Source organism: Fluviicola sp. (assembly GCF_030151805.1).
GTDB lineage: Bacteria > Bacteroidota > Bacteroidia > Flavobacteriales_D > Crocinitomicaceae > Fluviicola.
In genome coordinates this window covers 1-4,546 of sequence record NZ_JASLCN010000166.1, presented here as the reverse complement: position 1 = coordinate 4,546, position 4,546 = coordinate 1, and the positions used below count along the sequence as shown (strand labels likewise).

The following is a 4,546-nucleotide window of genomic DNA, read 5'->3' as shown; positions in this document are numbered from 1 at the left end:
TATTTTCCTTCGGAACAATGGGGCAGGAGTAACGATCGGAATAAGCGCAATACGGGTGATAGGAAGCATTGAAATCCAGTTTCACCGTTTTGGCTTTTTTCTTGAAATAACAATCGAGGTATTTACCGGCACCGTAAGTTGAGAGTCCGGTGGTTCCATCCTTGAACGGAACGAAATAGTAATCTTTATATTCCTTTTTTCCTGCCAGATCCAAATTCTGATACACATTCAGTTTACAAAGCGTATCGTTCACTGTAAACGAAAGAAACCCCACTTTCCGGTAATAAGCCGGACGATTTCCGGTTGTCGGCATGACAAATGCTGCGCCTACTTCTTTGGTGAATGATGCAGTTACCACAAATGATTGATCAATCGGGAAGAAGCAGATTTCCGGATGAATCTTCCGTTCTTCTTCGTTTAATACTTCCGAAAGAAAAGCTTTTTCATGCTTTTTACGCTCTTTGGTCAGGCTGTCGGCATACGATTCCTGGGAAAACCCGCTTGCTGCGAAGAATAGAAATGCTGCCAAAAGTGTTACTTGTTTCATCTGCTTCCGAATAATGAGCTTCCAACGCGAATCATCGTACTTCCTTCTTCCAGTGCAATTTTGTAATCGCCGCTCATTCCCATGGAAAGAATGGTGAAATCAGGATTGTATTTAAAATAGTTGCTTTTCAGAATCGCGAAATAGTTGTGCAGGTTCCGGAATTCATCCCGGATTTGCTCTTCGTCTTCTACAAAACTGGCCATTCCCATCAATCCGTGAATGGAAACGTGATGCATTTCAACGAATTCCCTGCTTTGGAGAATTTCCTCCGCTTCTTCAAAAGAAAGTCCGAATTTACTTTCTTCCTGTGCAATGTGAAATTGAAGCAGGCACGGAATTACCCGGCCCGCCTTTTCTCCTTGTTTATTGATTTCCTGTAATAATTTGAAACTATCAACCGAATGAATCAGGGAAACAAACGGCGCGATGTATTTTACTTTATTGCTTTGTAAATGACCAATCAAATGCCACTGAATGTCTTTCGGAAGCACTTCCCATTTATCCACCATTTCCTGCACTTTGTTCTCTCCGAAAACACGTTGTCCGGCATCATAAGCTTCCTGTATCAAAGAAGCAGGTTTTGTTTTTGAAACGGCAACCAAAACGGCAGAACCGTCGAGTTCATTTTCCAGTGTTTGAATTCGTTCAGCTAAAGACATCTTATTCGTTGATATTATAAATGGTGAGACCACTTCTCATTTTCGGTTCAACCCAGGTTGATTTCGGCGGCATGATTCCGCCCTGATCCGCTACTTCTTTCACCTCATCAATGGATGCCGGATAGAGTAAAAATCCGACTTTGAAATCGTCTTTTCTAACCAGGTCAACCACTCGCTTCAGTTCTTTTGTTCCCGGAACAAAGTCAATATCCTTGCTGGTTTTCAGATCTTCGATTCCTAAAATAGGAGTGAGGATGTAATCGGTTAGAATTTGAGCATCCAGTTGTTTCACCACATCTTTGGTTTGAGTGATTGCCTGCTTTGCTTTGAACGAATAGGCAGATTTCCCCAGTAAACAAACAATTTCATGCTGTTTTTCCGGTCTTCTGGCTTTTTTTAATTCTTCAATTTCAAAATAAGGCTCACACGCACTTAAGAAACTTTTGGCAGATAAACCGTTCAGATGTTTCACCAAACGCTGAAATTCGAGGATTTCCAGTTTTTGTTCGTCAATCAAATAAGCAAGAAAGAAATCCTGGTTCGGAAAGGAGACTTGCTTGTTCTTCTTGATCGTATCTTTTAAGCGGGCAGAAGAGGCCGAACGGTGATGCCCGTCAGCGATATACAATTCTTTCAGGCCTGAATAGATCGAAATCAATTTCGGATCTTTCGCCGCAGGAATCACCCACAATTCATGTTTGATTTTATCAGTTGTCGAAAACTCGTATTCAGGTCGCGCTTTAGTGACTTTTTCCAGGTATTTATCCAATTCCGGTAAATGCTTGTGCGCCAGAAGAACCGGCTCGGCATTGAATCCGGTGATATTCAGGTAATTGGTAAACATGGATTCGCGCGATGTAATTGTAGCTTCGTGCTTTTTGATCAGGTCATTGCGGTATTCTTCCACGCTTACTCCGGCAATCACGCCGGTAAACTGATGTGTTCCCTTCGTTTGTCTGTAAACATAGAAGGAATCTTCGGTATCCTGGATCAGAATTCCTTCGTCGATAAAAGACTCGAAGCGTGATTTGACAGCTTCAAAACGTTCTACGGAATTGGCTTTGGAATGGTGTTCTTTATCGCCTTCCGGATGAATGATGTGTAGAAAGGTATAAGGATTTTCGTCCAGCTTTGCACGCAAAATGTGCTTGCGATAAGCAGCAAGTGGCCGTGTTGAAACCAATTGAGCTTTATCTCTTGTCGGACGAATAGCCTTAAAGGGGTGGATTTCGGACATTCTTGATACGACTAAGCAGGAACCTGAACTCCAAATTGTTTTACAATTAGATCCGCTAATTCCAAACCGATGCGATCCTGAGCTTCACCGGTTGCAGCTCCGATATGCGGAGTTGTTCCGATTTTTTCATTGTTCAATAAGTCTGCTCTTGGATTCGGTTCGTTTTCGAATACATCCAATCCGGCATAAGCAACTTTTCCTTCCGAGATTGCTTCCAGTAACGCACTTTCGTCGATCACTCCGCCACGGGCAGCATTTGCTAAAACAACTCCTTTTTTCATTAGGTCGAATTCTGCTTTTTTGATCACAGCACTTCCGTCAGCTTGTTTCGGAATGTGTAAGGAAATGAAATCTGCTTCTTTCAATGCAGCATGCAAATCGTGAGTGGATTGAATGTTGACTTTGATTTCTCCGACACCGTGAATGGTTAAAGGAATCTCAGCCGTAATGTCGTGATTATTTACCGCGATCACTTTCATTCCGCAACCCAAAGCGTAGCTTGCCAACGATTGACCGATGCGTCCAAAACCTACAATGGCGATTGTTTTTCCGCGCAATTCGATTCCTTTCGCATATTTTTTCTTCAATGCGGAAAAATCTCCGCTTTCCATTTGTTTGAAAGAGTCGTGTAAGAAACGTGCTCCTGCAAATAAATGCCCCATTACCAATTCTGCAACGGATTGCGAAGAAGACGCCGGAGTATTGATCACGGATAAGCCTTTTTCCATTGCATAAGCAACGTCAATGTTGTCCATCCCGACACCGCCTCTTCCAAGGAGTTTCAATCCCGGACAGGCATCAATCACAACTTGTCTGATAGTTGTAGCACTGCGTACCAAAATGATCTCCACGTTATTTGCATTGACATAATCAATCAGATCATCTTGTGCAACTTTGTCTGTAATGACTGTGTAACCTGCTTTTTCGAGTGCAACTTTTCCTTCGTTTGAAATTCCGTCGTTTGCTAGTATTTTCATAATTCTTATTTCGTTTTGTCCTAAATCAGAAGGGGTTATCAATAATTCATTAGTTCTATATCCCTTGGCTTTTCTGTCTTTCCAGAGAGAGCGTTAGTCTTCACCAGCTATGCTGGTTCTTATCCGTGTTTTTTAGAGAATTCGTTCATAACATCCACCAAAACCTGAACGCTGTCCAGCTCCAATGCGTTGTACATAGATGCTCTGTAACCACCTACACTTCGGTGTCCGTTTAACCCGATAATTCCGGCTGCTTTCCACGCAGCATCGAATGTGTCTTTCAATGCGTCGTTTGTCAATAAGAAGTTGACATTCATTTCCGAACGGTCTTCTGTTGCTGCCGTTCCCTGGAATAACGGGTTTGCATCGATTTCACTATATAGTAATTTTGCTTTTGCCTGGTTTTTCAATGCCATTTTCGGAACACCTCCGTTTGCCAATAGATCTCTTAAGTTCAACATCGCAACATATACGGAAAATACCGGTGGCGTGTTGTACATGGAATCTTTATCAGCATGTTGTTTCAAATCCAGATAACTTGGCATGAATGGAGATGTGGATTTCCCAAGAACATCTTTCTTCACAATGTATAAGGTTGCTCCGGCCGGTCCTAAATTCTTTTGAGCACCTGCATAAATCAAATCAAAATCAGAAACGTTGATCTCTTTGGAGAAAATATCCGAAGACATATCACACACCAACGGAAGATCCGTTTTAGGAAACTCTTTGAATTGAGTACCGAAGATCGTGTTGTTGGAAGTGAAGTGAATATAATCCGCATCCGTAGGAATCTGAAGATTCTTAGGAATGTAGCTGAAGTTTTTATCTTCCGAAGAAGCAAATACGTTTACATCAATCCCTACTTTCTTCGCTTCTTTGATTGCTCCTGAAGCCCAGGTTCCCGTATTGATGTATCCTGCTTTTTTCGTAGCACGCATCATGTTCAGTGCAGCGATTGTAAATCCTAATGTTGCACCACCTTGTAAGTAAAGCACTTCATAATCGTCCGAAATGTTTAATGCTTTTTTGACTAAATCACGAGCTTCCTGCATGACAGCCTCATAGTCTTTACTTCTGTGAGAAACTTCCAGGATGGACAACCCGTTGAAGTCCAATACTGCATCTG

Annotated in this window: 5 protein-coding genes; all 5 read right to left on the bottom strand. The window is 42.1% G+C overall.

From position 1 onward, the window contains the following. The coding region (locus Q1V93_RS06310; RefSeq protein ID WP_300662902.1) for a DUF1684 domain-containing protein at window positions 1-547 on the bottom strand (547 nt) is incomplete at its 3' end. Continuing rightward, complete coding sequence (locus tag Q1V93_RS06305; RefSeq protein ID WP_300662900.1) at window positions 544-1,206, bottom strand: YggS family pyridoxal phosphate-dependent enzyme; 663 nt, start codon at window positions 1,204-1,206, stop codon at window positions 544-546. The genes Q1V93_RS06310 and Q1V93_RS06305, both read right to left, overlap by 4 nt. Before the next feature lies 1 nt (window position 1,207). Beyond that, window positions 1,208-2,443, bottom strand: coding sequence for a DUF1015 domain-containing protein (locus Q1V93_RS06300; protein WP_300662898.1), 1,236 nt, complete (start codon window positions 2,441-2,443; stop codon window positions 1,208-1,210). 11 nt (window positions 2,444-2,454) lie between these two features. Beyond that, window positions 2,455-3,420, bottom strand: coding sequence for a D-2-hydroxyacid dehydrogenase (locus tag Q1V93_RS06295; protein ID WP_300662896.1), 966 nt, complete (start codon window positions 3,418-3,420; stop codon window positions 2,455-2,457). A gap of 119 nt (window positions 3,421-3,539) precedes the next feature. After that, window positions 3,540-4,546, bottom strand: a 1,007-nt coding sequence (gene serC, locus Q1V93_RS06290; protein WP_300662892.1) for a 3-phosphoserine/phosphohydroxythreonine transaminase, incomplete at its 5' end; no start/stop codon positions are given.

Coding starts and splice junctions, on each gene's coding strand:
- Q1V93_RS06305 (WP_300662900.1), bottom strand. CDS start 1,206: ATGTCTTTAGCTGAACGAATTCAAACACTGGAAAATGAACTCGACGGT.
- Q1V93_RS06300 (WP_300662898.1), bottom strand. CDS start 2,443: ATGTCCGAAATCCACCCCTTTAAGGCTATTCGTCCGACAAGAGATAAA.
- Q1V93_RS06295 (WP_300662896.1), bottom strand. CDS start 3,420: ATGAAAATACTAGCAAACGACGGAATTTCAAACGAAGGAAAAGTTGCA.